This is a genomic window from Serratia sp. CY55921 (assembly GCF_052167655.1).
Lineage (GTDB): Bacteria > Pseudomonadota > Gammaproteobacteria > Enterobacterales > Enterobacteriaceae > Serratia > Serratia ureilytica.
This window is the reverse complement of the sequence record NZ_JBJNMU010000007.1, coordinates 39,931-64,337: the sequence shown is the minus strand read 5'-3', so window position 1 is coordinate 64,337 and position 24,407 is coordinate 39,931. Positions and strand designations below refer to the sequence as shown.

At 60.6% G+C, this 24,407-nt stretch carries 24 protein-coding genes; 15 read left to right on the top strand and 9 right to left on the bottom strand.

Going from position 1 to position 24,407, the window contains the following annotated elements:
- Nucleotides 1–140: 140 nt before the first annotated feature.
- Together ompR and envZ are read left to right on the top strand one after the other, a co-directional pair.
- Nucleotides 141–860 carry an osmolarity response regulator transcription factor OmpR gene (gene ompR, locus ACJ8M3_RS22195; RefSeq protein ID WP_004709363.1) on the top strand — a complete coding sequence of 240 codons (720 nt, stop codon included), beginning with the start codon at nt 141–143 and terminating at the stop codon, nt 858–860.
- Nucleotides 857–2,227, top strand: coding sequence for a two-component system sensor histidine kinase EnvZ (gene envZ / locus ACJ8M3_RS22190; RefSeq protein ID WP_033645286.1), 1,371 nt, complete (start codon nt 857–859; stop codon nt 2,225–2,227). The genes ompR and envZ overlap by 4 nt, the downstream gene beginning before the upstream one ends.
- 32 nt (nt 2,228–2,259) lie before the next feature.
- On the opposite strand, the gene ACJ8M3_RS22185 is transcribed toward envZ, so the two are convergent.
- The 7 genes from ACJ8M3_RS22185 to ACJ8M3_RS22155 all read right to left on the bottom strand — a co-directional run bounded on the left by ACJ8M3_RS22185 (nt 2,260) and on the right by ACJ8M3_RS22155 (nt 9,162).
- The gene (locus ACJ8M3_RS22185; protein ID WP_170853419.1) at nt 2,260–2,739 is read right to left on the bottom strand and encodes a type II toxin-antitoxin system VapC family toxin; all 480 of its coding nucleotides are present in this window, start codon (nt 2,737–2,739) and stop codon (nt 2,260–2,262) included.
- Entirely contained in the window at nt 2,736–2,999 is a 264-nt protein-coding gene (locus ACJ8M3_RS22180; protein ID WP_004930730.1) for a FitA-like ribbon-helix-helix domain-containing protein, read from the bottom strand. Before ACJ8M3_RS22180 ends, ACJ8M3_RS22185 begins: the two co-directional genes overlap by 4 nt.
- Nucleotides 3,000–3,125: 126 nt before the next feature.
- Nucleotides 3,126–4,745 carry a phosphoenolpyruvate carboxykinase (ATP) gene (gene pckA, locus ACJ8M3_RS22175; protein ID WP_015379308.1) on the bottom strand — a complete coding sequence of 540 codons (1,620 nt, stop codon included), beginning with the start codon at nt 4,743–4,745 and terminating at the stop codon, nt 3,126–3,128.
- 194 nt (nt 4,746–4,939) lie between these two features.
- A complete protein-coding gene (gene hslO / locus ACJ8M3_RS22170) occupies nt 4,940–5,818 on the bottom strand; it encodes an Hsp33 family molecular chaperone HslO (protein WP_033645284.1) in 879 nt (292 codons plus the stop codon).
- Nucleotides 5,819–5,843: 25 nt separating this feature from the next.
- Entirely contained in the window at nt 5,844–6,251 is a 408-nt protein-coding gene (gene hslR / locus ACJ8M3_RS22165) for a ribosome-associated heat shock protein Hsp15 (protein ID WP_033645283.1), read from the bottom strand.
- A complete protein-coding gene (yrfG, locus tag ACJ8M3_RS22160) occupies nt 6,248–6,928 on the bottom strand; it encodes a GMP/IMP nucleotidase (RefSeq protein WP_025304546.1) in 681 nt (226 codons plus the stop codon). Before yrfG ends, hslR begins: the two co-directional genes overlap by 4 nt.
- A 98-nt stretch (nt 6,929–7,026) precedes the next feature.
- The gene (locus ACJ8M3_RS22155; protein ID WP_033651741.1) at nt 7,027–9,162 is read right to left on the bottom strand and encodes an intracellular growth attenuator family protein; all 2,136 of its coding nucleotides are present in this window, start codon (nt 9,160–9,162) and stop codon (nt 7,027–7,029) included.
- Nucleotides 9,163–9,607: 445 nt separating this feature from the next.
- On the opposite strand from ACJ8M3_RS22155, the gene nudE reads away from it, so the two are divergent.
- Complete coding sequence (nudE, locus tag ACJ8M3_RS22150; RefSeq protein ID WP_033645281.1) at nt 9,608–10,162, top strand: ADP compounds hydrolase NudE; 555 nt, start codon at nt 9,608–9,610, stop codon at nt 10,160–10,162.
- A gap of 51 nt (nt 10,163–10,213) precedes the next feature.
- Here the strand turns inward: nudE and mrcA are convergent, their stop codons facing one another.
- Nucleotides 10,214–12,772, bottom strand: a complete 2,559-nt coding sequence (mrcA, locus tag ACJ8M3_RS22145) for a peptidoglycan glycosyltransferase/peptidoglycan DD-transpeptidase MrcA (protein ID WP_033645280.1) — start codon at nt 12,770–12,772, stop codon at nt 10,214–10,216.
- Between the two features lie 121 nt (nt 12,773–12,893).
- Between mrcA and pilM the strand changes: the two genes are divergently transcribed.
- The 12 genes from pilM to trpS all read left to right on the top strand — a co-directional run bounded on the left by pilM (nt 12,894) and on the right by trpS (nt 22,920).
- A complete protein-coding gene (pilM, locus tag ACJ8M3_RS22140; RefSeq protein WP_442514742.1) occupies nt 12,894–13,727 on the top strand; it encodes a type IV pilus biogenesis protein PilM in 834 nt (277 codons plus the stop codon).
- The gene (locus tag ACJ8M3_RS22135; protein ID WP_033645278.1) at nt 13,727–14,266 is read left to right on the top strand and encodes a PilN domain-containing protein; all 540 of its coding nucleotides are present in this window, start codon (nt 13,727–13,729) and stop codon (nt 14,264–14,266) included. The genes pilM and ACJ8M3_RS22135 overlap by 1 nt, the downstream gene beginning before the upstream one ends.
- A complete protein-coding gene (locus ACJ8M3_RS22130) occupies nt 14,259–14,753 on the top strand; it encodes a hypothetical protein (RefSeq protein ID WP_033645277.1) in 495 nt (164 codons plus the stop codon). The genes ACJ8M3_RS22135 and ACJ8M3_RS22130 overlap by 8 nt, the downstream gene beginning before the upstream one ends.
- Complete coding sequence (locus ACJ8M3_RS22125; RefSeq protein ID WP_033645276.1) at nt 14,746–15,105, top strand: HofP DNA utilization family protein; 360 nt, start codon at nt 14,746–14,748, stop codon at nt 15,103–15,105. The genes ACJ8M3_RS22130 and ACJ8M3_RS22125 overlap by 8 nt, the downstream gene beginning before the upstream one ends.
- Nucleotides 15,102–16,346: a DNA uptake porin HofQ gene (hofQ, locus tag ACJ8M3_RS22120; protein ID WP_089192327.1), complete on the top strand. Its 1,245-nt coding sequence runs from the start codon at nt 15,102–15,104 to the stop codon at nt 16,344–16,346. Before ACJ8M3_RS22125 ends, hofQ begins: the two co-directional genes overlap by 4 nt.
- Before the next feature lie 349 nt (nt 16,347–16,695).
- On the top strand, nt 16,696–17,217 hold the full coding sequence (gene aroK / locus ACJ8M3_RS22115) for a shikimate kinase AroK (protein WP_004391482.1): 522 nt from the start codon (nt 16,696–16,698) through the stop codon (nt 17,215–17,217).
- Nucleotides 17,218–17,323: 106 nt separating this feature from the next.
- The gene (aroB, locus tag ACJ8M3_RS22110) at nt 17,324–18,424 is read left to right on the top strand and encodes a 3-dehydroquinate synthase (protein ID WP_046687922.1); all 1,101 of its coding nucleotides are present in this window, start codon (nt 17,324–17,326) and stop codon (nt 18,422–18,424) included.
- A 156-nt stretch (nt 18,425–18,580) separates the two neighbouring features.
- The gene (locus ACJ8M3_RS22105) at nt 18,581–19,594 is read left to right on the top strand and encodes an SPOR domain-containing protein (protein WP_033645274.1); all 1,014 of its coding nucleotides are present in this window, start codon (nt 18,581–18,583) and stop codon (nt 19,592–19,594) included.
- Nucleotides 19,595–19,678: 84 nt separating this feature from the next.
- Entirely contained in the window at nt 19,679–20,491 is an 813-nt protein-coding gene (dam, locus tag ACJ8M3_RS22100) for an adenine-specific DNA-methyltransferase (protein ID WP_089197524.1), read from the top strand.
- A gap of 50 nt (nt 20,492–20,541) precedes the next feature.
- Nucleotides 20,542–21,219, top strand: coding sequence for a ribulose-phosphate 3-epimerase (gene rpe / locus ACJ8M3_RS22095; protein WP_019456160.1), 678 nt, complete (start codon nt 20,542–20,544; stop codon nt 21,217–21,219).
- Nucleotides 21,212–21,910, top strand: coding sequence for a phosphoglycolate phosphatase (locus ACJ8M3_RS22090; RefSeq protein WP_033645272.1), 699 nt, complete (start codon nt 21,212–21,214; stop codon nt 21,908–21,910). The genes rpe and ACJ8M3_RS22090 overlap by 8 nt, the downstream gene beginning before the upstream one ends.
- A gap of 2 nt (nt 21,911–21,912) precedes the next feature.
- A complete protein-coding gene (gene trpS, locus ACJ8M3_RS22085) occupies nt 21,913–22,920 on the top strand; it encodes a tryptophan--tRNA ligase (RefSeq protein WP_033645271.1) in 1,008 nt (335 codons plus the stop codon).
- A 51-nt stretch (nt 22,921–22,971) separates the two neighbouring features.
- On the opposite strand, the gene cysG is transcribed toward trpS, so the two are convergent.
- Nucleotides 22,972–24,375, bottom strand: coding sequence for a siroheme synthase CysG (cysG, locus tag ACJ8M3_RS22080; RefSeq protein WP_060660172.1), 1,404 nt, complete (start codon nt 24,373–24,375; stop codon nt 22,972–22,974).
- Between the last annotated feature and the right edge of the window lie 32 nt (nt 24,376–24,407).

Here is a 24,407-nt window from a genome sequence, read left to right as displayed (position 1 = left end):
CTGAAAATTGTTGATAAATGGGGAAAAGAATAAGCTTTGTAACAATTTCGTCTAGAATACATACCATTAAACGCTGTCTCAAATGGCAAGGTTTTCTAACAATATTCGAGTCAGGCAATAAAGCCTTTGGGAGTAATACCATGCAAGAGAATCATAAGATCCTGGTTGTCGATGATGACATGCGCCTGCGCGCGCTTTTAGAACGTTATTTAACCGAGCAGGGCTTCCAGGTTCGCAGCGTTGCCAACGCTGAGCAAATGGATCGCTTGCTGACTCGTGAATCCTTCCATTTGATGGTGCTCGATCTGATGTTGCCGGGCGAAGACGGCCTGTCCATCTGCCGCCGCCTGCGCAGCCAGAGCAACCCGATGCCGATCATTATGGTCACCGCGAAAGGCGAAGAGGTCGATCGCATCGTGGGCCTGGAAATCGGCGCCGATGACTACATTCCTAAACCGTTCAACCCGCGTGAGCTGTTGGCTCGTATCCGCGCGGTGCTGCGCCGTCAGGCGAACGAACTGCCGGGCGCGCCTTCGCAGGAAGAAGCGGTGATCGCTTTCGGCAAATTCAAACTGAACCTCGGCACCCGCGAGATGTTCCGCGAAGACGAGCCGATGCCGTTGACCAGCGGCGAGTTCGCGGTACTGAAGGCGCTGGTCAGCCACCCGCGTGAACCGCTGTCGCGCGATAAGCTGATGAACCTGGCGCGTGGCCGCGAATACAGCGCCATGGAACGCTCCATCGACGTGCAGATCTCTCGTCTGCGCCGTATGGTTGAAGAAGATCCGGCGCATCCGCGTTATATCCAGACCGTGTGGGGTCTCGGCTACGTCTTCGTCCCGGACGGCAGTAAGGCATGAGGCGATTGCGCTTTTCACCGCGTAGCTCGTTTGCCCGAACCCTGTTGTTGATCGTCACCTTGCTGTTCGTCAGCCTGGTGACGACCTATCTGGTGGTGCTGAACTTCGCCATCCTGCCCAGCCTGCAGCAGTTCAACAAGGTATTGGCCTACGAAGTGCGTATGCTGATGACCGATCGGCTGCAGCTGGAGGACGGCACGCTGCTGGAGGTGCCGCCGGCGTTCCGCCGTGAGATCTACCGCGAACTGGGCATCTCTCTCTACACCAACTCGGCGGCGGAGGAGAGCGGCCTGCGCTGGGCGCAGCACTACCAGTTCCTCAGCCAGCAGATGGCGCAGCAGCTCGGCGGGCCGACCGATGTGCGGGTGGAGGTGAACAAGAACTCCCCGGTGGTGTGGCTGAAAACCTGGCTGCAGCCCGATATCTGGGTGCGCGTGCCGCTGACGGAAATCCACCAGGGCGATTTCTCGCCGCTGTTCCGCTATACGCTGGCGATTATGCTGCTCGCGATCGGCGGCGCCTGGCTGTTTATTCGTATTCAAAACCGCCCGCTGGTGGAGCTGGAACATGCGGCGCTGCAGGTGGGCAAGGGCATTATTCCGCCGCCGCTGCGCGAGTATGGCGCTTCCGAAGTGCGGTCGGTGACTCGCGCATTCAATCAGATGGCGTCGGGCGTCAAACAGCTGGCGGATGACCGCACTTTGCTGATGGCCGGAGTCAGCCACGACCTGCGCACGCCGTTGACGCGCATCCGCCTGGCGACGGAGATGATGAGCGCCGAAGACGGCTATCTGGCCGAGTCGATCAATAAAGACATCGAAGAGTGCAACGCCATCATTGAGCAGTTCATCGATTATCTGCGCACCGGGCAGGAAATGCCGACCGAAAGCAGCGATCTGAACGCCATTTTAGGCGAAGTGGTCGCGGCCGAGAGCGGCTATGAGCGGGTGATTGAAACCGCGCTGTCGCCGGGCGAGCTGATGATGAACGTGCATCCGCTGTCGATTAAACGGGCGGCGGTGAATATGGTGGTGAACGCGGCGCGTTACGGCAACGGCTGGATCAAGGTCAGCAGCGGCCGTGAGCTGCAGCGCGGCTGGTTCCAGGTGGAAGATGACGGCCCGGGCATCAAGCCGGACGAGTTGAAGCACCTGCTGCAGCCGTTCGTGCGCGGTGACAGCGCGCGCAGCACCAGCGGCACAGGCCTGGGGCTGGCGATCGTGCAGCGTATTATCGACGCGCATGATGGCGAACTGGATATCGGCACCAGCGAGCGCGGCGGGCTATTGATCCGCGCTTATATTCCGTTGCCGATGGAGAAAAAAGAGTCGACCAACGGCCATCAAACGGCCAGGGAAACCGCCTGACCTCTGATGTGGGCCGCGCCGCTGCGGCCCCGTCAGGACTTTCTGCTCATCACGTAGTATTCCGCCGCATCCTCATGCAACCGGCGGCCGGTCGGCGCCTGCCACGGATCGATTAATTCGATGCCGCAGTGGAGGAAGTCTTTGGTATTGCGGGTGGCCAGCGCGGCGCCGTAATGCAGGCAGGTGGCGGCGATTTGGGTATCGGGCACGCTCATCGCTTTACCCAACAGCCGATTCCTTGCCGTCAATTCCGCGTATTGCATCGCGCACAGCCCATCAAACGGCAATATCTGCCCCTCGAACTTCAATTCAATGGCGTCCGCCAATTTCAGCTTGAGATCCCGCTGGCGTTTGCCGTCAGGCATGCAGGCCACGCCGCTGAACAGTTCGGTGAGGACAATGGCGCTGAGATAGAGCTCGTCATTGTCCTTTTCATTTAACCAGTTAATGACGTTGTAGTACGGGCTGGGACGCAGCGTTTCTGAAATGACGTCGGTGTCGATAATGATCATGCGTTGTCATCTTCATCATCAAAGGTGACGATGCGTGGCGGCACGGCGTCACGCGGTGGGATCTCCAGCTCAACGCCGCCGAATTCGGCGAAGTGCTGATGCATCCAGGTACCCAATCCATAGCGCGGCGGCTTTTTCACCAGCGCCTGTTTCAGGATCATGCGCGCTTCCTCTTCCATGGAATGGCCGTTTTTCGCCGCTGAGATACGCAGCAGCTCTTTGATTTCGTCGTCCAGATTTCTGACGGTGATAGTAGCCATTGAAACCTCCTTTGCTATCAATGATTGCATTGACTTATTCTCTCGTCTCACCGATTAAAAAGCAATCAATTGAAATAAAAAAAGGCGCGGGATCCGCGCCTTAGCTGAAGAGGTAACGCTACCGAATTACAGCTTCGGGCCGGCGCTGACCAGCGCGGCGCCCGCAGGCGTGTCGGTGTATTTGTCGAAGTTGGTGATGAAGCGCTCGGCCAGATCCTGCGCTTTTTCCTGCCACTGCTCGAGGCTGGCGTAGGTGTTGCGTGGATCGAGGATCTCCGGGTTCACGCCAGGCAGCGCGGTCGGCATCGCCAGATCGAAGATAGGCAGGGTAACGGTTTCCGCCTTGTCGATTTCACCGCTCAGGATGGCGTCGATGATGCCGCGCGTATCTTTGATCGAGATGCGTTTGCCGGTGCCGTTCCAGCCGGTGTTGACCAGGTAAGCCTGGGCGCCGGCGGCCTGCATGCGTTTCACCAGCACTTCGGCGTACTGCGTCGGGTGCAGCGACAGGAATGCGGCGCCGAAGCAGGCGGAGAAGGTTGGCGTCGGCTCGGTCACGCCGCGCTCGGTGCCGGCCAGCTTGGCGGTGAAGCCGGACAGGAAGTGGTACTGAGTCTGATTGGCGGTCAGGCGCGATACCGGCGGCAGCACGCCGAAGGCGTCGGCGGTCAGGAAGATCACCTTGGTGGCGTGACCCGCCTTGGACACCGGCTTGACGATGTTCTGGATATGGTAGATCGGGTAAGAAACGCGGGTATTCTCGGTTTTCGAACCGTCGTTGAAGTCGATGCTGCCGTCGGCCAACACGGTGACGTTTTCCAGCAGCGCATCGCGTTTGATGGCGTGGTAGATGTCCGGCTCGGCTTCTTCAGACAGCTTGATGGTCTTGGCGTAGCAGCCGCCTTCGAAGTTGAACACGCCGTCGTCGTCCCAGCCGTGCTCGTCATCGCCGATCAGCTGACGCTTAGGATCGGTGGAGAGGGTGGTCTTGCCGGTGCCGGACAGGCCGAAGAACACCGCCACGTCGCCTTTCTCGCCCACGTTGGCCGAGCAGTGCATCGAGGCGATGCCTTTCAGCGGCAGCAGGTAGTTCATCATCGAGAACATGCCTTTCTTCATTTCGCCGCCATACCAGGTGCCGCCGATCAGCTGCATGCGCTCGGTCAGGTTGAAGGCGACGAAGTTCTCCGAGTTCAGGCCTTGCTGCTGCCAGTTCGGGTTGGTGCATTTGGCGCCGTTCATCACCACGAAGTCCGGCTCGAAGTCTGCCAGCTCTTCGTCGCTCGGGCGGATGAACATGTTTTTCACGAAGTGCGCCTGCCAGGCCACCTCGGTGATGAAACGCACTTTCAGGCGCGAGTCGGCGTTGGCGCCGCAGAAGGTATCCACCACGAACAGGCGCTTGCCGGACAGTTGCTCGGTGACCAGGTGTTTCAGATCGGCCCAGACTTCCGGGCTGAGAGGTTTGTTGTCGTTTTTGCCTTTGCCCTGATCGGCCCACCACACGGTATCGCGGGTGATGTCGTCACGGACGATGTATTTGTCTTTCGGCGAACGGCCGGTGAAGATGCCGGTATCGACGGAGACGGCACCCAGCTTGGTGACTACCCCACGCTCAAAACCTTCCAGAGATGGGTCTGTTTCTTCCTTAAACAGCAGTTCATAGCTCGGGTTGTGAACGATTTCGCTGACGTCGTGAATGCCGTAAGCGGCCAGATCCTGAGGGGTTATACCTTTAACGCGCATGTTACTACTCCTTGGTCACAGAATTTCTGGCGGCAATTGTAGGGATCTAACGGTGCGTAACCGCGATGGGTATCAAATATTTAACGTTTTAGGCGGTATTTCGTTACGATCTGAGAGATAGCACACGGAAAAAAGCAAACGTGCAAACGACGGGGCTTGGCGGGCGCCGGGCGCGCCCGCCGAGAGGGTGTGACTTAGTGCAACCGATCGCTTTCGCCGGCGTTGCCCGCATACAACGCGGCAACATCAACCGGGTCAAAGACATAGTGGCTGCCGCAGTAGTCGCAGTGCATGTCGATATTGCCGTCCTGCTCCAGCATGTCCGCCACTTCGTCGGTCGGCAGCGTCAGCAGCGCGTCGGCGCAACGCTGGCGTGAACAGGTACAACGGAATTGCACGTCCTGCGGTTCATACAGGGTGACTTCTTCCTGATGATACAGACGGTACAGCACCTCGTTGGCCGGCAGGCCGAACAGCTCTTCGCTTTTGACCGTGTTGGTCAGTTGCACCAGGTGATCGAAATCATCGAGGTTGCCGTCTTGCGCCGGCAGCACCTGCAGCAGCATGCCGGCCGCCGCGGCATTGCCTTCCGCTTCGCCGGTGCGGATGAACAGGCGGGTCGGCAACTGTTCAGACTGGCGGAAGTAGGCTTCCAGGCATTCGGCCAGCGTTTCCCCTTCCAGACCGACCACGCCCTGATAGCGTTCGCCTTCCGTTGGGGAAATGGTGATGACCATGACGCCGTTGCCGATCATCTGATGCAGGGTGCTGTCGTCAGCGATAGGCGCCTGGGTGCGCGCAACGCCGCGCATCTCCTGGCGGTTGTTGCCGTTGATCACCGCCAGCTTCAGCGGGCCGTCGCCTTGCAGCTGAACGGTGATGTCGCCGTCGAACTTCAGGGTTGCGGTCAGCAGACTGGTGGCGACCAGCAGCTCGCCCAGCAGTTTTTGCACCGGTGCCGGGTAGTCGTGGTTGTTCAGGATCTGCTGATAGGTTTCGCTGACGGTAACCAGCTCGCCGCGCACCGCGTAGTTTTCAAACAGGTAACGGTGCAATTGGTCATGGTTGGACATAATCTTCTCTCATTGCGGTGAGGGGTTATTCCTGCTCACCAAATTTAAATTTCATCAGGTCGCGCCGCTCCTTTTTGTCCGGACGTCGGTCCGGATGCGGCATGGTCAACGCGTTCATCTTGCGCGCCAGCGCCATTTTTTCGCGGTTGGCGATGCTGGCTTCGGTTTCCTGATACATTTGCTGCGCCTCGTTGGCGCCGCGGCGTTGGCTGGTCAGCGCCAGCACGATCACCGTACGTTCTTCGTTGCCCTGCCGCAGTTTTAGCTCCGCGTTGAGCTCGACAATCTTGCTCGGCTTGCCGCGCTGGCCGTTGTAATGCACTTTGCCGCCGTCGATCATTTCGCGCGCCAGCGCGCGGGTCTTGTAGAAGCGTGCGGCCCACAGCCACTTATCCAGTCGGACCGCGTCGTCGCGCGTCGCTTTTTCCTTCATGCTTCCCCCTTGGCCAGCGCCGGTATCAGCAGGCGGTAGTCGCGCATCGACGGATGGCGCTGGAAGCTTTTCTCCGCCGTGCTGGAGTCCGGGTTTTGCACGCCCAGGCAGTAACGAATGCCGAAAGTGCGCGCCGCGTCGAGGATCGGCTCGCCGTCGTCGACAAACAGCGTGCGCTGCGGGTTGAATCCGGTGTGCTGTTGCACTGCCTGCCACAGACGCTGATCTTCTTTCGGATAACCAAATGTGTGGGTGGAAAACAATAAATCAAGGTGCCGATCGAGGCCGGTATGCTCGATTTTCACCGCCAGGCTGTGCGGATGGGCGTTGGTCAGCAAAATGGTTTGCAGGCCGGCGTCGCGCAGCGCCCGTAAAAAAGGCTCGGTGTCTTCGCGCAGCCGGGCGCGGCTGCCCACTTCGCTGGTCATGCGGTAAATGTCCAGATCCAGCCGCTCGCTCCAGTAATCGAAGCAATACCAGTTCATGGTGTGCTGCACCGCCTGATATTCCCGCTCGATGATGTGGCGGGCTTCGTCGAACGGAATGGCGCGCCTTTCGCTCAGCGCCTGCGGCACCAGGCTGAGCCAAAAGTGGCTGTCAAACTCCAGATCCAGCAATGTGCCGTCCATGTCCAGCAGCACGGTATCGATCTGCGGCCAATCAAACTCGGGAACCATAAAAACTCCACGGGCGGACCGACGGGCAGTCCGCAGATGAGAATAATAGCGTTAGCGTAGCATAAGCGGATGACAGGGCCGAAGCCCCGGCGTCAGGTTCAGGCCATCGGCCGCATCGACATCGGATTGAGCTGCGGATTGAAGCAGCTGTCGTAGTAACGCTGGATATCGGCGACGCGGTGCTGATTGATGCGCCGACGCTGCACCAGCCGCCAGGCGTTATAACCCAGGCTGACCACTACGGCCAGCAACAACAGGCTGGTGCCGAGATAGCGCCACAGGGTGATCATGTCCGGTTCGCTGTGCAACGCCACGTGGCGAGTGCCATTGGCGTCAACGCTGAGGCTGGTGATCACGCCCTGCGCCTGGAATGGGGTATGCAGCAGCAGGTTGGACTGGCGCTGCAGCTCATTCCACTGGTCGAGCGCGTTGTATTCGCTTTGCGGCGTCTGCGGCTGGGGGTGACTGACCCACTGGCGGCCTTCGTCGCTGCGGATCAGGAAACCGCCTGGCGGCGGGCTGTTGAGCGCAGCGGCGGCCAGTCGCGTCTCATTGAAGATGAACGACGAGGTGGCCACTTTGGTCAGGCTTTCCAGCGATTCGGCGCTGACCGGACGAAGCAGGACGTTGACGCCTTGCAGCGCGCCGGATTTGGCGCGTTTCACCAGGCTGCTCCAGTTTTTCGCGTTGCCCAGGTTAACCAGCGCGTTTTTCAGCCGTACGCAGTCGTTTTCCGTCTGGCACAGATCCTGCGTTTTCAGCACGATATCGGAGAAATCGTCCAGCAGGATCATGCCGGATTTCTCGATGGCGCTGGCCAGCTGCGGGTTGACCTTCTGATCGGCGCCGCTCGGATGCAGCTGACCGCTGACCGTCGCCAGCAGGGCTGTCGCTTTGTCTATGACTTCCGATTCCGGCTGCGGCAGCGGGGCGGCGGTGTTCCAATAGATGCCGGAGCAGTCGAACGGCGCAAAATTGACGGCGCCGCCGCCGTTGGCCGGCGGCGGGACATAGCACATGCCGCTGCCGCGCACTTTCAGCGTGTCGCCGATGCGCAGCGGCGTGGCCTCCAGCGCCTGTACGCTGGTCACTTCCACTTTTTGCGCGCCTTGCAGCCAGGCCATGCTGAGGGTCAACGGCAGGTTGAGCGGGATATAGATCAGCAGCAGCAGCAGAACCAGCGCCGAGCTGGCGACCAGCACCGCATTGCGGCCCCACTGCTGCAACGGGAAATTCTTCACTTCGTCATGCAGCGACAGGAAACGCCCCTGCCGCACCACCTGACGGTTGAGATAGACGTCCACATCGGTGGTTTTGCCCAGATCCTGCGTCAGGTACGGTTGCCAGTGCGGCGGATAGATCAGATCGATAATGCCGAGCGAAATATTGCTGATCTGCCCCTGGCCGGATTCGCCGAACAGGCCCCAGCGCTTTGGCGTGCCGCGCAGGCAGTGGATCTCTTTCAACTCGCGCGACGCCGGGCGGCGGAACAGGTTCCACCCTCCCCAGGCGATCATCAGCACCGCCACGAAAATCATCCAGGGGATCACCAGCACCGGGCTGATCAGGCTGAAGAACAGCAGCAGCAGCGCGGCGGAGATGATGACGGCTTCACGGATGCCGTTCGGCCGGTTCAGCGCATGCTCTTCCGGCGTTTCCTTGCGAATGTTCACCAGCTCGACATGCTCGCTCTCTTCCTTGCGGATGGAGGCGTTTTTGGTCGGCGCGGCGGTCACGACCGGCGGCTGCGGCCGGTCGTGGATATGATCTTTCAGCGAGTGCCCATTGAGCGAAATCACCAGCGGCAGCGTCTGGGTTTTGATCACTTCCACATGGTTGTCGGCGGTGATGTAGGGTTCCCAAAACGGGGGGAGGTGCACCTCTTCAGCGTCGAGGTAATAGCGCCATTTATTGGGATCGTCGCTGGCCAGCCCGTAACGGGTGATGGCGTGCGTCACGGGATAAACGTTATCGCTTTGCGGGGTGAGCGCCAGTTTGGCTGCGGGCAGCGTAGCGCCGCCGCCGGGCAACAGTTTGTTGCTCAGCTTGTTTTGTTGATTGAGGTAGAACTCGACCGCCGCGCGTTCTTCGTCGGTCAGCTTGCGGTGGGCGGGTTTGATAAACGGCAGCGTGCGCGCCAGCGCCGTCGGGTGGCGGGCCTTGAACCACAGGTACAGGCCGGCGGCAATCAGGCAGACAAGCACTAAGGCCAATATCAACACTATTGTGCTCATGCAATCCCCATCTCACACCCGTGAATTTCGCCAACCTGATGAAAAGCTGAATATTATACGGAGTAAACCGCCAGGAGGCACCCAGAACTAATGAGGGAACAAACAGATTTTCGCTTTGGATCTCATTCCTTCATGAAGCAAGGTCATTTTATCACTGATTCTTGCCTGCGTGATACTAGCAACCGGCCCCTGCCGTCGATATCGGCATTATCCTATTTTCATGCGCGCTGTTTGCTGAATCAGTGCAGAAAATCGCCCGCGGCTGGCGACGCTTGTTAAAAGAAAGTAAATTACTGTTCATGCGCGTTGCGGCCGAGCTTGCCCTTAACGCACAATGTGATCAAGATCGAATTTGGTCAGCGTTTGAGCGCCAACGAGCCGTGCGTTACGCCAATCATTTTTTCGGTTGCCCTGTCCGCGCCTGGGCAACCTCTTTGAGGCAATCATGGATAAACACCTGCAAAAACCTAAAATTCTGAAAGTGGAAACGGTCGCGCGTTCGCGTTTGTTCAACGTCGAGTCGGTCGATTTGGAATTCAGCAACGGTGTGCGGCGGGTGTATGAGCGCATGCGGCCTTCGGATCGCGAGGCGGTGATGATTGTACCGGTGATTGGCGATGACCTGCTGCTGATCCGCGAATATGCGGTGGGCACTGAATCCTATGAGCTGGGCTTCCCGAAAGGGTTGATCGATCCCGGCGAGGGGGTGCTGGAGGCGGCCAACCGCGAGCTGATGGAAGAAGTGGGATTCGGCGCCAGACGCTTTGATTTCCTCAGCAAGCTGACGATGGCGCCATCCTACTTTTCCAGCAAAATGAATATTGTGCTGGCGCACGATCTCTACCCGCAGAGCCTGGAAGGGGACGAACCGGAACCCCTGCCGCAGGTGCGCTGGCCGATCGCCAACATGATGGCGCTGCTGGCGGAACCGGATTTCCGTGAGGCGCGCAACGTCAGCGCGCTGTTCCTCTCCGAGGCGTTTCTGCGCGCTTCGCGCTGAGACGCTTCGCGCCGCATAAAAAAAGGGCCAGATTTCTCTGGCCCTTTTCGATCAGAACAGCTCGTGGCTTTCGCCGCCCGGATCGGTCAGCGTGGTGCCGGTATCGCGCGATGGGTAGTCCGTCGGCTGCGTTCCTTCGATAAAGTACTCGGAACGGCTGCCGCCGCCACCGCCAGAGAGCTTGCCGCTGCTCTTGTCGATGGTGACGCTGATGATGCCCGGAGGCGGCGTGACTTTCTGCTCCGGAATGCCTTCCAGCGCGATCTTCATGAAGTCGTCCCACGCCGGCTGGGCGCTCTTGGCACCGCCTTCGCCGCCGGAAATCTGATCCGGGATGGCGCCGGACACCGTCGAACGGCCCAGATCGCGGCGGTGATCGTCGAAGCCGATCCACACCGACGTCACGGTATCCGGGCCATAGCCGGAGAACCAGGCGTCTTTGGAACTGTTGGTGGTACCGGTTTTGCCGCCGATATCATGACGTTTCAGATCGCGCCCGGCGCGCCAGGCGGTGCCCATCCAACCCGGTTCACCGAAGATGTTGCTGTTCAGCGCGTCGTGGATCAGGAAGGCCAGCGGCGTGCTGATCACGTGCGGCGCATACTGTTGGTCGCCGTCCTGCTGCACCTGAGCCGGGGTTACCTGCTCCAGCTGCGGCATCGGCACCGTGCTGTTGCTGCCTTCCTGCGAGGTGGCGACGTTTTCGATGTTGTCATCGGACAGCACGGCCGAACGGTGAGTATCACCGTAGATCACCGGCAGGTTGCAACTGCTGCAAACCACTTTAGGTTTGGCTTCGAACACCGTATTGCCGTTGTCGTCTTCAATTTTGGTGATGAAGTACGGATCGACCAGATAACCGCCGTTCGCCAGCACCGCGTAACCGCGCACCAGTTGCATCGGGGTGAAGGAAGCGGAGCCCAGCGCCAGCGATTCGGTATGCACGATGTTCTGTGCCGGGAAGCCGAAGCGCTGCAGATATTCCGCCGCGTAGTCGACGCCCATCGCACGCATCGCGCGCACCATCACCACGTTCTTCGACTGCCCCAGCCCTTGACGCAGACGAATCGGGCCATCGTAGGTCGGCGGCGAGTTCTTCGGCCGCCAGTCGGTGCCGGCGCCGGCATCCCAACGGGTGATCGGCAAGTCGTTCAGGATGGTGGCCAGCGTCAGGCCTTTATCCATCGCGGCGGTATACAGGAACGGTTTGATGTTCGAGCCCACCTGACGCAGGGCCTGCGTGACGCGGTTGAACTTGCTCTGGTTGAAATCGAAGCCGCCGACCAGCGCTTTCACCGCGCCGTCGTTCGGGTTGATGGAAACCAGCGCCGAGTTGACGTCCGGCACCTGCGACAGCCACCAGGCCTCGTTCACTTTACGCACCCAGACCTGCTGGCCTGGCTGCACCACGTCGGTGACGCGTTTCGGCGTTGGGCCTTGCTGAGTGTCTGAACGGTATGGCCGCGCCCAGCGCATGGTGGCCATCGGCAGGGCAATGCTGCTGCCGTCGGCCAGCATCGCCGTCGCTTCCTGCGGGTTGGCGGCGGTGATGACCGCCGGCGCCAGCGGGCCGTAGTTCGGCAGGTTTTTCAGCGAGTCGACAATCTGTTTGCGATCCCAGGCCGCTTCGCCGACTTTCCACAGCACGTTTGACGGGCCGCGATAGCCGTGGCGCATGTCATAGGCCAACACGTTATTGCGCACCGATTCCTGCGCCGCCAGCTGCAGCCGTTTGGTCACGGTGGTGTAAACCTTATAACCGTCGGTATAGGCGTTTTCACCGTAGCGCTTGATCATTTCCTGACGCACCATCTCGGAGAGATACGGGGCGGAGAAGCTGATTTCCGGCGCATGGTAGTTGGCGACCAGATCTTCAGAACGCGCCTGATCGTACTGCGCCTGCGTGATGTAGTGTTCGTCCAGCATGCGCGACAGCACTACGTTGCGACGGGCAACGGCGCGATCGTGCGAATAGAGCGGGTTGAAGGTGGACGGCGCTTTCGGCAGGCCGGCGATGGTCGCCATCTCGCTCAGGGTGAGCTGGCTGACGTCCTTGCCGAAATAGACCTGCGCGGCGGCGCCCACGCCGTAAGCGCGATAACCCAGGTAGATCTTGTTCAGATACAGCTCAAGGATTTCATCTTTGGTCAGCATCTGCTCGATGCGTACCGCCAGAAAGGCTTCCTTGATTTTACGCATCAGGGTGCGTTCCGGGCTTAAGAAGAAGTTACGCGCCAGCTGTTGGGTAATGGTGCTGGCCCCCTGAGAAGCGTGGCCGGAGACCAACGCGATGGAGGCCGCGCGGAAGATGCCGACCGGATCGACACCGTGGTGATCATAGAAGCGGCTGTCTTCGGTGGCGATAAATGCGTGCACCATCACCGGCGGAATTTGATCCAACTTCAGCGGAATGCGGCGCTTCTCGCCGTACTGGGCGATCAGTTCGCCATCGGCGCTGTAAACCTGCATCGGTATCTGCAGCCGCACGTCTTTCAGCGTTGCGACGTCGGGCAGCTGCGGCTCGACATATTTGTACAAGCCGAAAATCGAGGCTGCTCCCAGCACGATGCAACATACTGCAAGGATTAGTAAATACTTTACGAACTTCACCTGAGATTTCCCATTTCTAAGTCATTTGGGCAGTTTATAAACAACCGCGCGGTAGTATAAAGGCAAGCCTGCGACATGGATATGTTCTTTTATCATCGGATGTTATGGAGGCTTGTGAAACATGTTCCCTCAAGCATGGCAGGTGGGGCTGGATATACAAATCGACTGCGTGCGGGCGCTGGCGGTCCAACGCCGCCGCAACGGCTGGCAACTGCGTCACTGGTGGCAACAGACGCTGCCGCAGGCGGTTTTACGCGACGGCTGCCTGGCACCTTCCGAAGCCCTGATCCGGGCGCTGCGGCAATGGCGCGTCCAACTGCCGCGACATATTTCCTTACGCATTGCCCTGCCGGCGCAGCGGGTGTTGCAACAGTGCATGGCGCAGCCGGACGCGCGGCTGCGCGAGCCGGAACGCAGCGACTATATCGTTGGCCACGGCGTGAAGCAGTTCCCACTCGACGGCCAGACGCTGGCGCTCGACTATCGCGCCGCGCCGGCGGAGGGGGCGGCGCTGCTGTTGACCGCCGCGCGGCGGCAGGAGCTGCAGCAGTGGCTGCACTGTCTGCGCCAGGCGGGCCTGCATCCGCAAGCGGTCGATATTACGCCCTGCGCGCTGCGGATGATGGCGACGGCGGCGGACGTGCCGCACACCGCAGGGCTGATGCATCGTCTCGAGCGAGAATGGCTGTGGGTGGCGCCGGCCGACGGCGCGTTCGCGTTCGGGCTGACGCCGGGCGACGATGACGCGCAGGCGCTGCGGGCGCTGCAAGCCCAGACGCCGGCGGACGATGATCGACCGGTCTATGCCGGCAGCGTGCTGGCAGGAGCCTTGCCCGTCGGCTGCCTTTCCTGGTCACCGCTCAGCGCCTTCACGCAGCTGCGTCCGCCGTTGCCCGTGCATCCCTCAGCGTTCGCGTTGGCCGGCGGTCTGGCGCTGCGCGAGGAGGACCGCTGATGTACCAGGTCAACTTTTTGCCCTGGCGGCAACGTCGCGATCGGCGGCGCGGCTGCTTCTGGCTGGGCGTGTTGCTGTTGCAGATAACGGTGCTGTTGCTGGCAGGGGGCCTCGTCGCCGGTCAACTGCGTCATCAACAGGCGCAGCGTCAGGAGCGGCTGGCGCTGTTGGAAGAAGAGCTGGCGGCAGTGACGCTGCTCGTCCGTCAGCAGCAGCAAGAGCGGGCGCAACGGGCGCGATACAGCGCCCTCGCTGAACGGCAGGCGCGCAATGCCCAACATAACCGGCGTTATTTGCAACTGCTGCAGCAACTCTCCTCCTGCCTCCCCCCACCGCTGTGGCTCACGGCGTTGGACAGCGATGCGGCGAACGGCCTGCGGCTGCGTGGATTGAGCCGTTCTCCTGCCGCCATTTCGCAGTTCGAACGGCGGCTGGCGGGGATGCCCGCGTTACCGCGGCTGCGTTTGGCGGAGGTGGCGCAACGCGACGACGGCCTGTACGCCTTTCATCTGGTGGCGCAATGGGGGCGTGATGGATAACCGTTTGCCATCTGGGCTGCGCTTCTTGCTGGGCCTGTCGGGCCGGCGATTGCTGGCCGCGCAATGGCTGGGCATCGGCACGTTGGCGTTGTTGGGTGGGGGCTGGATGCTGCAAGACGAATGGCGTCAGCGGGAAAGTGCGACAGAGCGGCAACAGCGCCTGCTGCAACAGATCGCCGTGGCGCAGCGCCAACTGGACGAGGCGCCGGTCGCCCTGATGCCGCCGACGCCGCTCGCTCCGGCCGCCACCGGCGATCTGACGAACGGGCTGCAACGTGCGGGGGGCGCCTTATTGCGCTGGCAGCGGCAGGAAAAACCGCCGCGGCAAACGCTGAGCTTGCGCATTGACTACCCCGGTTTGTTGGCGCTGCTGGAGGCGCTGCCCGCCGATTTGCGTCTCGAACAATTGAGCGTGGAGACGCCGCCGCAGGGCATGACGGCGCGGTTGGTTTTACAGGATGCCGCCGAGGAGCTGGCCGATGAGTAGAAGATCCGGCCGTTGGTGGTGGCTGCTATGGCCGTGGGCCTTATGCGCCGAACCGCGCGACCCGTTTGCGCCGCCCCCGATGCCTGCTTGCGCCCAGACAGAGACATCCCCGGCGGGCTGGCGACTGAAAGGCGTCATCGGGCAACCGACGCAGCGCTATGGCTGGGTGGTGACGCCGGCGGGGCAATGGTTGCGCCTGCGGCCGCAACAACGGGTGCTTGCCGAGCGCTGGCAGGTGACGCAGGTGCAGGCGCGCAGCCTGACGTTGAAGGCGCTGACGGCCGAACCGGAGTGCCCGACGAGCCGCGACGACATATCGCTGATGATCGACGACAAGGATGACAAATCATGAAAGGACGCGCTGGACTGGGCTTGGCGCTAGGGTGTTTGGCGCTCGGCGCCGCGCAGGCTCAGGATAAACAGATAATCTCATTGGAGTTTCAGGATGCGCCGGTCACGGTCATCCTGCAGGCCTTGGCGGATTATCGGCAGATGAACCTGATCGCCGCGCCGGGCGTGAGCGGCAACCTGACGCTGCGGTTGGAGGATGTGCCCTGGCCCCAGGCGCTGGCGCTGACCCTGCGTATGGGCAAACTGACGATGACGCGGGAGGGTAACGTGATGCTGATCTCCCCGGAGCCGGATGCGCGGGAAAAAAGACAGCTGCAAGAGGCGCTGGCGCAGCGGCAACCCTTGCACAGCCTGACGATGACCGTGCAAAACGGCGATGCGGCGGAAATTGCCGAAAGCCTCAACGCCCAACGTGGCGCGTTGCTGAGCGAGCGTGGCAGCGTGTTGGCGGATAAACGCACCAATACGCTGCTGCTGCGCGACACCGCGCCGATTGTGGCGCAGTTGAAAAAGCGGATAACGGAAATGGATGCGCCGCTGGCACAGGTGCAACTGGCGGCGCATATCGTGACCATCAACAGCGAAAGCCTGCGTGAGCTCGGCGTGCGTTGGGGATTGGCGCCCGACGACAGGCCGGCGCGGCCGCTGCGGCCGGGCAATATCGGCGTTAACCTGCCGTTGGAGCGCAGCGCGGTGAACGCCGGTTTCCATCTGGCGCGCATCAGCGGGCGTTTGCTGAGCCTGGAGCTGACGGCGCTGGAGCAGGAAAATCAGGTGGAGATCATCGCCAGCCCGCGTCTCCTGACGGCGCATCTGCAAACCGCCAGCATCAAGCAAGGGACGGAGATCCCTTATGAAGTGTCCAGCGGCGCCAGCGGTGCGACCGCCATCGAGTTTAAAGAGGCGGTGCTGGGCATGGAGGTGACGCCGAAGGTGTTGCCGGACGGGCGCATCACGCTGACGCTGCAGATCAGCCAAAATATGCCGGGGCGCGCCATCAGCCGAGGGGCCGGAGAGGCGTTGACCATCGATAAACAGGAGATTAAGACGCAGATCACGGTGAAAAACGGCGAAACCCTGGTGCTCGGCGGCATTTTTCAACGGCATCGCGGCAAGACGGCGGACAAGGTGCCGGGACTGGGGGATGCGCCGCTGCTGGGGGGCTTGTTCCGGCAGAGCGGCGCACAACAGAAAAAACGCGAGCTGGTGATCTTTATTACGCCAACCCTGATTAAGGGATAAGCGGCGGCCTGTCGGCCGGGCGGCAAATCGCCTAAAGTTGATGAGCAGATACACTTTTTTATCCCCTTGGGGGGATCTGCGTTTGACGCTGCGGCCGATTTAGCTTACAAGGGTTACCGAATTGAGCACCGAGGTTTTTTGTTAGCGCCAAGACGCCGTTAAAAACATATGGTTTCCCTCCCGCGGCGTGGATTGCGATTTATTCGGTTGCCAAACTACCAAGAGTGTTGAGATAATTTTTCGTCTGATCTCGCACTATCGCTCATGAGGTTTCAGTTTAGGTCCCGCCGCTGATTTGATTGGCGGGGCGGGTTAACATTAACGAATTGTCTTAGTAATACCGAAAAACATGGCAGAGAAACGCAATATCTTTCTGGTTGGGCCTATGGGTGCCGGCAAAAGCACTATTGGCCGTCAGTTAGCTCAGCAACTCAATATGGAGTTCTTCGACTCCGATCAAGAAATTGAGCGACGTACCGGAGCTGACGTGGGCTGGGTATTCGACGTGGAAGGGGAAGAAGGTTTCCGCGATCGTGAAGAAAAAGTCATTAATGAACTGACGGAAAAACAAGGGATTGTGTTGGCGACCGGCGGCGGTTCGGTGAAGTCGCGCGAAACGCGCAACCGTCTGTCCGCGCGCGGCGTGGTGGTTTATCTCGAAACCACGATCGAAAAGCAGTTGGCTCGTACCCAGCGTGATAAAAAACGCCCGCTGCTGCAGGTTGATTCTCCGCCGCGTGAAGTGCTGGAAGCTTTGGCGAAAGAGCGCAATCCGTTGTATGAAGAGATTGCCGATGTCACCATTCGCACCGACGATCAGAGCGCTAAAGTGGTTGCCAACCAGATCATCAACATGCTGGAAAGCAACTGATTGCTGATTTTCGCGTTCGCCGTCGGCCAATGCGGAAAACTGATTTGTGTTCCCCGCCGTTGCGGGGATCAACCACCGCCGTACCATACAGAGAACTAAGCGCGACATGGAGAGAATTACTGTAACGCTTGGGGAGCGCAGCTACCCGATTACCATCGCCGCCGGATTGTTTGACGATCCGGCTTCTTTTATGCCGTTAAAGGCGGGTGAACAAGCGATGTTGGTCACCAACCAGACCCTGGCGCCGCTCTATCTGGAGCGTGTCCGGCAGGTGCTGGAGCAGAGCGGCGTCGTGGTGGATCAGGTGATTCTTCCCGATGGTGAGCAGTACAAATCTCTGGCGGTGTTGGAGCAGGTGTTTTCGGCGCTGCTCGAAAAACCGCACGGGCGCGATACCACGCTGATCGCGCTCGGTGGCGGCGTTGTCGGCGATCTGACCGGCTTTGCCGCCGCGTGCTACCAACGCGGCGTGCGCTTCATTCAGGTTCCCACCACGCTGCTGTCGCAGGTGGACTCCTCCGTGGGCGGCAAGACCGCCGTCAACCACCCGCTCGGCAAAAACATGATCGGCGCTTTCTATCAACCCGCTTCGGTGGTGGTTGATCTGGATTGCCTGAAAACGCTGCCGACGCGTGAACTCTCTTCCGGCCTGGCCGAAGTCATCAAATACGGGATCATCCTCGATCGCGAGTTTTTCGTCTGGTTGGAACATAACATCGATGCGCTGATGGCGTTGGATATGCAGGCGTTGGCCTACTGTATTCGCCGCTGCTGCGAGCTGAAGGCCGAGGTGGTGGCCGCAGACGAACGCGAAAGCGGCCTGCGCGCCCTGCTGAATCTGGGCCATACTTACGGCCATGCTATCGAAGCCGAGATGGGCTACGGCGTGTGGCTGCACGGTGAGGCGGTGGCTGCGGGCATGGTGATGGCGGCGGAAACCGCGCACCGTCTCGGCCAGTTCTCCGTTGAAGACATCGAGCGCATCAAAGCGCTGCTGCTGCGCGCCGGCTTGCCGGTCTGCGGGCCGCAGGAAATGACGCCGGAATCCTACTTGCCGCACATGTTGCGCGACAAGAAAGTGCTGGCGGGGGAACTGCGTTTGGTGTTGCCGACCGCGATCGGTGCGGCGGAAGTGCGCGGCGGCGTAGGGCATGAGCTGGTGCTGGCGTCGATCGCCGCCTGCTTGCCTGAGCGGAAGCGTAATTAAATCGGACTAAGTAACAGTGGCTTAGCCGCCATTAGCATCTATATTAATACAGTGAGCAGAGCACGACGGGTGTCGCTTTGCCATCATCGGGTTAATCCGCCCGTGCCACGGTAGGTCTACGGTGGTGGGCTTTTGCCTCTAGTTGGAGGGTTTCAGATGGACGAGTTTAAACCGGAAGACGATCTCAGACCTGATAGCAGCGATCGTCGTCCTACGCGTTCGCGCAAGCCGGCCGCCGCGCCGCGCTTCGCCGTTTCGCGCCAGCATTTGATGATTGGCATCGGCATTTTGGTGCTGCTGCTGCTGATTATCGGCATCGGTTCAGCCCTGAAGGCGCCGACCAAACATGAAGCGGCTCAGGAGAGCGGCGCGCAAAACGGCGCGGCCCGCGATATCAACCTGTCCGGTTCTTCGTCGCTGACCACCGCCAATAACGGCGTGCCGGGCGGCACGACGGATACCCACGATAATAACGGCGTGAGCGCGACTCAGCCGCAGCAACCGCAGAACGTCAGCGTTCCGCCGATCTCCGGCACGCCGACCGAAGCGCAAACGCAGCCTCAGCAAGGCGGTGCGCAGCAGCGCGTCGATTTGCCGGGCAACATGGCGGATGCGCTGTCGCAGCAGCAGGGGCAGGTGGATGCCGCTACGCAGGGCATGACCGGCGCAGCGTCGACGTTGCCGACCGCACCGGCAACGGTGATGAGCGGCGCCGCAGCGCGCGAAGCGACGCGTCCTGTGCAGGGCACTGCCCCGCAACAGCATAAAACGCCGGCGAAAACCGCCGCCGCCAAACCGACCGCGACGCAGCATAAATCACCGACTACGGTGTATACGCCGCCGGCCAAGCCGTCTTCCACCGCGAAAGCGGGAGCGGTCGCCAGCAGTGGCAGTTCTGTGCAGTCTGCGCCGGGCAGCCACTATACCTTGCAACTGAGCAGCGCTTCGCGTTCCGATACGCTGAACGCCTATGCCAAACAGCAGAAGCTGCAGAATTACCTGGTGTACGCCACCAAGCGTGACGGCAAGCCGTGGTACGTGCTGGTGAGCGGCAACTATGCGTCTTCTGCGGAAGCGAAGCGCGCCATTGCTTCGTTGCCGGCCGATGTGCAGGCGAAAAAACCATGGGTTCGACCTGTACACCAAGTGCAGCAAGATCTTAAAAAATAAATCATTTAAATTTGTGCGCTGATGTGCTGTCTGAAACAGAGTACAATCCGCCGCTCTGAATTGTATAAGTAGCTAATTGACGGCATGAAGAAAAACCGCGCTTTTTTAAAATGGGCTGGTGGAAAATACCCGCTGGTAGATGAGATTCGTCGCCATCTGCCGGCGGGAGACTGCTTAATCGAGCCCTTCGTGGGTGCGGGATCCGTCTTTCTGAATACGGATTACGACGCCTACATTCTCGCCGACATCAATAGCGATCTTATCAACCTGTATAACATCGTTAAGCTGCGCACGGATGACTTCGTGCGCGATGCCCGCACGCTTTTCGCCGATGAATTCAATAACTCGGATCAGTTTTACCTGCTGCGAGAAGAGTTCAATACTAGCACCGAGGCTTACCGCCGGGCGCTGCTGTTCCTGTACCTGAACCGTCACTGCTATAACGGCCTGTGCCGCTATAACCTGCGCGGCGAGTTCAACGTGCCGTTTGGCCGGTACAAGAAACCGTACTTCCCGGAAGAAGAGCTCTACTGGTTTGCCGAAAAATCGCGCAATGCCACTTTTGTCTGCGAGCATTACCGCGATACCATGGCGAAGGCCGTGGCCGGTGCCGTGGTGTATTGCGATCCGCCTTATGCGCCGCTGTCGGCGACGGCGAATTTCACCGCTTACCACACTAACAGCTTCAGCATCGCCGATCAGCAAAGCCTGGCGCAACTGGCGCACCAGCTCTCGGTAGAGAGCCAGGTACCGGTATTGATCTCCAATCACGATACCGAGCTGACGCGCGACTGGTACCAGCATGCTGCGCTGTATGTGGTGAAAGCGCGCCGTACAATCAGCCGCAACATTCTCGGCCGCAGCAAAGTGAACGAGCTTTTGGCGCTGTATCGCTAAGCCGGGGCACCCCGGCGCATAACAACTCGACCCTACGTTTGGAGAAGCGGATGAAAAAGTTTTTGATTGCCCCGTCCATTCTGTCGGCAGATTTTGCCCGGTTAGGTGAAGATACCGCTAACGTGCTGGCTGCAGGCGGCGACGTGGTGCACTTCGACGTGATGGATAACCACTACGTGCCCAATCTGACCATCGGTCCGATGGTGTGCGAAGCGCTGCGCAACTACGGCATTACTGCGCCGATTGACGTGCACCTGATGGTCAAACCGGTGGATCGCATCGTGCCTGATTTCGCCAAGGCCGGCGCGTCTTATATCTCTTTCCACCCCGAAGCTTCCGAGCATGTCGATCGCACCATTCAGCTGATCAAAGAGCACGGCTGTAAGGCCGGCCTGGTGTTCAACCCGGCGACCCCACTGAGCTATCTTGATTACGTGATGGATAAAATCGACGTGATCCTGCTGATGTCGGTCAACCCGGGCTTCGGCGGCCAGTCGTTCATCCACGGCACGCTCGACAAGCTGCGCCAGGTGCGCAAACTGATCGACGACAGCGGCCGCGATATCCGTCTCGAAGTCGACGGCGGGGTGAAGGTGGACAACATCGCCGAAATCGCCGCCGCGGGCGCCGATATGTTTGTCGCCGGTTCCGCCATCTTTGGCCAGCCGGACTACCGCAAGGTGATCGACGAAATGCGCAGCGAGCTGGCGAAGGTTTCCCATGGCTGATTTCGGCGCGATCCGCGCACTGGCCTTCGATCTTGACGGTACGCTGGTCGACAGCGCGCCGGGCCTCGCGGCCGCCATCGATATGGCGCTGGAAGAGAGGGGGCTGCCGCAAGCGGGTGAAGAGCGAGTTGGCACCTGGATCGGCAACGGCGCCGACGTGCTGGTGCAGCGCGCGCTGCGCTGGGCGGAAGCGGAAGACACGCCGGAGCAGTGCAGCCGGCTGCGTGAGCGCTTCGATCATTTCTACGCGCAGACTGTTGACAGCGGCAGCCGCCTGTTCCCGCAGGTGCAAGAGACGCTGGCCCGCCTGGCCGCGCACGGTTACCCGATGGCATTGGTGACCAACAAGCCGACGCCGTTCGTGGCGCCGCTGCTGGCATCGCTGGGCATTGGCGAGTATTTTTCGCTGGTGATCGGCGGCGACGACGTGACGGAAAAGAAACCTCACCCGGCGCCGTTGTATCTGGTGCTCGGCAAGCTTGGGTTGCGAGCGCATGAACTGCTGTTCGTCGGCGATTCGCGCAACGATATTCAAGCCGCTCAGGGGGCCGGTTGCCCGAGCGTCGGTTTTACCTACGGTTATAACTACGGCGAATCGATCGCCCTGAGCCACCCCGATCGGGTGTTGGAGCGCTTCGCCGATTTGTTGCCCGCTCTTGGGCTGTCATCTTTAGAGAATCAGGAAATTTAAACATGAGTAAGCCCATCGTATTTAGCGGCGCGCAGCCGTCCGGCGAACTGACCATCGGCAACTACATGGGTGCGCTGCGTCAGTGGGTGCAGATGCAGGACGACTACGACTGCATCTACTGCATCGTCGATCTGCATGCCATCACCGTGCGCCAAGACGCCGAAAAGCTGCGCAAAGCCACGCTGGATACGCTGGCGCTGTATCTGGCCTGCGGTATCGATCCGGAAAAAAGCACCATCTTCGTGCAGTCGCACGTGCCTGAGCACACGCAGCTGAGCTGGGTGCTGAACTGCTACACCTATTTCGGCGAACTGAGCCGCATGACGCAGTTCAAAGACAAATCCGCACGCTACGCGGAGAACATCAACGCCGGGCTGTTCAGCTATCCGGTGCTGATGGCGGCGGACATCCTGCTGTATCAAACCAATCAGGTGCCGGTGGGCGAAGACCAGAAACAACACCTGGAACTGAGCCGCGACGTGGGCCAGCGTTTCAACGCGCTGTACGGCGACGTGTTCAAAGTGCCGGAGCCGTTTATTCCTAAATCCGGCGCACGCGTGATGTCGCTGCAGGAACCGACCAAGAAGATGTCCAAGTCGGACGATAACCGCAACAACGTGATCGGCCTGCTGGAAGATCCGAAAGCGGTGACCAAAAAGATCAAACGCGCAATGACCGACTCGGAAGAGCCACCTGTCGTGCGTTACGACGTGGTCAACAAGGCGGGCGTCTCCAACCTGTTGGACATCCTCGCCGGCGTCACCGGCAAGAGCATCGCGCAGCTGGAAGCCGAGTTCGAAGGCCAAATGTACGGCCACCTGAAAGGCGCGGTGGCGGAAGCCGTCTCCGGCATGCTGGCTGAGCTGCAGGAGCGTTACCACCGCTTCCGCAACGACGAAGCCTACCTGCAGCATGTGATGCGCGACGGCGCCGCCAAAGCCCGTGCACGCGCGCAGGAAACCCTGGCGAAGGTTTATCAGGCCGTCGGTTTCGTACCGCCGCAGGCGTAACGCCGGCGCAAATAAAAAAAGCGGCCTTGGGCCGCTTTTTTTACGTCGGTATCACGCCATTTGCGCCAGGCCGGCGGGCGGGGCTTCGCTGGCGAACCAATTGAGCTTGCTGCGCAGGCTGATCACGCTGCCGACGATGATCAGGCTGGGGCTGGCGGCCTGCAGGGACAAGGCGCCCAGTTGGCCAAGCTCGCCTTCGATCACCCGCTGACGACAGGAAGTGCCGTTTTCCACCAGCGCCACCGGCGTAGCGGCCGGCAGTCCGTTCGCGATCAGCCGGCGCTGGATCTCCGCCGCCTGCGATAGCCCCATATAGAACACCAGCGTCTGTTGCCCGGCGGCCAGCGTCGCCCAGTCCAATCCACCGTCGGCCTTGGCGTGGCCGGTCACCAGACGCACGCTCTGCGCGTGGTCGCGGTGGGTGAGCGGGATGCCGCTGTAGGCGGAACAGCCGGAGGCGGCGGTGATGCCCGGCACCACCGAGAACGGTACGTTGGCGTCCGCCAGCGTTTCCAGCTCTTCGCCGCCGCGGCCGAAGATAAAGGGATCGCCGCCCTTCAGGCGCACCACGCGTTTGCCTTGCCGCGCTTGCTGCAGCAAGATGTGGTTGATCTGCTCCTGCGGCACGCAGTGATGGCCGGCGCGTTTGCCAACGAAGATGCGCTCGGCGTCGCGACGAACCAGCGTCATGATCTCTTCGGAGACCAGCCGGTCGTAAACCACCACGTCGGCCTGCTGGATCTGTTGCAGCCCTTTCAGCGTCAGCAGGCCGGCATCGCCCGGCCCGGCGCCCACCAGCACCACTTCACCGCGATCCTCCGGCCGTTCGCTGAACAGCTGTTCGAGCTGGCGTTCGGCCAGAGCCGCGTCGTCATTGGCCAGCGATTGCGCCAGCCGATCGTGAGCGAACAGCCGCTCCCAGAAGCGGCGGCGCGCGCCGAGGCTGCTGAAGCGCTGTTTCACCCGTTGACGCAGCGATCCGCCGAGCTGCGCCAGCTTGCCGAGGTGTTGCGGCAGCAGCGCTTCCAGCTTCTCGCGCAGCAACCGCGCCAACACCGGCGCTTTGCCGCCGGAGGACACCGCCACCACGATCGGCGAACGATCGATGATCGACGGCATGATAAAGCTGGCGCGTTTCGGGTCATCGACCACGTTGCAGAACACCCGCTGCTGGTTGGCGCACTGGTACACCCGCGCGTTGACCTCCAGCCTATCGGTGGCGGCGATCACCAACCATTTTTCCGTCAGCAGGGCCGGGCTGAATTCGCCCTCGGCCAGCGTCAACAGGCCTTCTGCCGCCCACTGGTGGAACTGCGGGCTGAAGGCCAGGGCGTTGACGGTCAGCGCCGCGCCGGCGTCCAGCAGCAGGCGCGCCTTGCGTTCGGCGATTTCGCCGCCGCCGACCAGCAGGCAGGCTTTGTGTTGCAGTTGGCAGAAAATCGGCAGGTAGTCCATCGGCATTCCTCGGGATTATCGGCGTGGGGGCG

Excerpts from the sequence above, each read along its gene's own strand:
- ACJ8M3_RS22185 (WP_170853419.1), bottom strand. The coding sequence starts at position 2,739 with ATGATCATTATCGACACCGACGTCATTTCAGAAACGCTGCGTCCCAGC.
- ACJ8M3_RS22130 (WP_033645277.1), top strand. The coding sequence starts at position 14,259 with ATGGATAACCGTTTGCCATCTGGGCTGCGCTTCTTGCTGGGCCTGTCG.
- aroB (WP_046687922.1), top strand. The coding sequence starts at position 17,324 with ATGGAGAGAATTACTGTAACGCTTGGGGAGCGCAGCTACCCGATTACC.
- envZ (WP_033645286.1), top strand. The coding sequence starts at position 857 with ATGAGGCGATTGCGCTTTTCACCGCGTAGCTCGTTTGCCCGAACCCTG.
- aroK (WP_004391482.1), top strand. The coding sequence starts at position 16,696 with ATGGCAGAGAAACGCAATATCTTTCTGGTTGGGCCTATGGGTGCCGGC.
- cysG (WP_060660172.1), bottom strand. The coding sequence starts at position 24,375 with ATGGACTACCTGCCGATTTTCTGCCAACTGCAACACAAAGCCTGCCTG.
- ACJ8M3_RS22180 (WP_004930730.1), bottom strand. The coding sequence starts at position 2,999 with ATGGCTACTATCACCGTCAGAAATCTGGACGACGAAATCAAAGAGCTG.
- pckA (WP_015379308.1), bottom strand. The coding sequence starts at position 4,745 with ATGCGCGTTAAAGGTATAACCCCTCAGGATCTGGCCGCTTACGGCATT.
- dam (WP_089197524.1), top strand. The coding sequence starts at position 19,679 with ATGAAGAAAAACCGCGCTTTTTTAAAATGGGCTGGTGGAAAATACCCG.
- hslR (WP_033645283.1), bottom strand. The coding sequence starts at position 6,251 with ATGAAGGAAAAAGCGACGCGCGACGACGCGGTCCGACTGGATAAGTGG.
- ACJ8M3_RS22125 (WP_033645276.1), top strand. The coding sequence starts at position 14,746 with ATGAGTAGAAGATCCGGCCGTTGGTGGTGGCTGCTATGGCCGTGGGCC.
- ACJ8M3_RS22090 (WP_033645272.1), top strand. The coding sequence starts at position 21,212 with ATGGCTGATTTCGGCGCGATCCGCGCACTGGCCTTCGATCTTGACGGT.
- ACJ8M3_RS22135 (WP_033645278.1), top strand. The coding sequence starts at position 13,727 with ATGTACCAGGTCAACTTTTTGCCCTGGCGGCAACGTCGCGATCGGCGG.
- rpe (WP_019456160.1), top strand. The coding sequence starts at position 20,542 with ATGAAAAAGTTTTTGATTGCCCCGTCCATTCTGTCGGCAGATTTTGCC.
- yrfG (WP_025304546.1), bottom strand. The coding sequence starts at position 6,928 with ATGGTTCCCGAGTTTGATTGGCCGCAGATCGATACCGTGCTGCTGGAC.
- hofQ (WP_089192327.1), top strand. The coding sequence starts at position 15,102 with ATGAAAGGACGCGCTGGACTGGGCTTGGCGCTAGGGTGTTTGGCGCTC.
- ompR (WP_004709363.1), top strand. The coding sequence starts at position 141 with ATGCAAGAGAATCATAAGATCCTGGTTGTCGATGATGACATGCGCCTG.
- ACJ8M3_RS22155 (WP_033651741.1), bottom strand. The coding sequence starts at position 9,162 with ATGAGCACAATAGTGTTGATATTGGCCTTAGTGCTTGTCTGCCTGATT.
- pilM (WP_442514742.1), top strand. The coding sequence starts at position 12,894 with ATGTTCCCTCAAGCATGGCAGGTGGGGCTGGATATACAAATCGACTGC.
- trpS (WP_033645271.1), top strand. The coding sequence starts at position 21,913 with ATGAGTAAGCCCATCGTATTTAGCGGCGCGCAGCCGTCCGGCGAACTG.
- hslO (WP_033645284.1), bottom strand. The coding sequence starts at position 5,818 with ATGTCCAACCATGACCAATTGCACCGTTACCTGTTTGAAAACTACGCG.
- ACJ8M3_RS22105 (WP_033645274.1), top strand. The coding sequence starts at position 18,581 with ATGGACGAGTTTAAACCGGAAGACGATCTCAGACCTGATAGCAGCGAT.
- nudE (WP_033645281.1), top strand. The coding sequence starts at position 9,608 with ATGGATAAACACCTGCAAAAACCTAAAATTCTGAAAGTGGAAACGGTC.